At 68.6% G+C, this 1,585-nt stretch carries 2 protein-coding genes; one reads left to right on the top strand and one right to left on the bottom strand.

The features are described from left to right. On the top strand, positions 1–962 hold a 962-nt coding region (locus tag ACFY5C_RS41445; RefSeq protein WP_389455252.1), incomplete at its 5' end, for an RtcB family protein. Positions 963–971: 9 nt separating this feature from the next. Here ACFY5C_RS41445 and ACFY5C_RS41450 read toward each other — a convergent pair. Beyond that, a partial coding sequence (locus ACFY5C_RS41450; protein ID WP_389455254.1) for a CHAT domain-containing protein occupies positions 972–1,585 on the bottom strand: 614 nt, incomplete at its 5' end.

Here is a 1,585-nt window from a genome sequence, read left to right on the forward strand (position 1 = left end):
GGATGTCGGCGGTGAAGACGTCCCTGACGGTGAACGACCTGCCGGGGGACCTGTCGCGGCTGCGGTCGAAGATCGAGCAGGCGATCCCGGTGGGCCGGGGCATGCACGACGAGGCCGTCGACCCGGGCCGGATGCACGGCTTCGCCACGGCCGGCTGGGACGACTTCTGGGGGCGCTTCGACGGGATCGCGGACGCGGTGAAGTTCCGCGAGGAGCGGGCGACCAAGCAGATGGGCACGCTCGGGTCGGGCAACCACTTTGTCGAGATCTGCACTGATACGACCGGTTCTGTTTGGCTGATGCTGCACTCCGGTTCGCGGAACATCGGCAAGGAACTCGCCGAGTTCCACATCGGCGTGGCCCAGAAGCTCCCGCACAACCAGGGTCTGGTCGACCGCGACCTCGCCGTCTTCGTCGCGGACACCCCGCAGATGGCGGCGTACCGCAACGACCTGTTCTGGGCGCAGGAGTATGCAAAGTACAACCGCACGATCATGATGGCCCTGCTGAAGGACGTCGTCCGCAAGGAGTTCAAGAAGGCCAAGCCGGTCTTCGAGCCCGAGATCAGCGCCCACCACAACTACGTGGCCGAGGAGCGCTACGACGGCGTGGACCTGCTCGTGACCCGCAAGGGCGCGATCCGGGCCGGCTCCGGCGACTACGGCATCATCCCCGGCTCCATGGGGACGGGTTCGTACATCGTGAAGGGCCTCGGGAACCCGCTGTCCTTCAACTCGGCCTCGCACGGGGCCGGTCGGCGGATGAGCCGTACCGCCGCGAAGAAGCGGTTCTCGACGAAGGACCTGGAGGAGCAGACCCGGGGCGTGGAGTGCCGCAAGGACTCCGGTGTCGTGGACGAGATCCCGGGCGCCTACAAGCCCATCGAGCAGGTCATCGACCAGCAGCGCGACCTGGTGGAGGTCGTCGCGAAGCTGAAGCAGGTCGTCTGCGTCAAGGGCTGACCGGACGGTTCACGAACCCACGAACACGAATCCCGCCCAGTGCACCGGATGGGCGAACCCGCGGTGTTCCGGTTCGAGCCTGATGAGCCTGCGCCAGAGCGGCCGGGTGGTCTCGGGGGCGAGACCGCTCGGCCCACCCGGGCGGAAGTGGTCGGCCTTCTCGGCGTTGGTGGTGTCCCGCAGCCAGCGCTGAGCGGCGCACAGGGCCGCAGCCGGGTCGAAACCGCCGGCCTTCCACTCGCTGTAGAACCGCATCATCAGCAGGGCCGTCGACAGATCGGGGACGCGCCACTGAGAGACGACGGCGCCCGCGGCCCCGGCTTCCAGCAGACCGCTCGACAGGCCGATGACCTCGCTGGGAGCGGCCGGTCCGACGACGCCTGTCTCACACGCCGAGAGCACCACGAGCCGGACGGGCGCGGCCTCGCCGTCCCGGATGTCGAGGAGGTCCCTGAGCGTCAGGAGGCGGTCGTCGGCCAGAGTCAGCGAACTGTTCAGCGGGTCGGACGGGTCGGCACTGCCGTGGCAGGCGAAGTGGACGACGTCGTAGCTCTGCAGCAGGGCCAGGACCTTGTCGGCAGACGCCTGCCGCCCGGACAGCACGACCCGGTCGGTGAACCAGG

It is taken from the genome of Streptomyces sp. NPDC012935 (assembly GCF_042900345.1).
GTDB lineage: Bacteria > Actinomycetota > Actinomycetes > Streptomycetales > Streptomycetaceae > Streptomyces.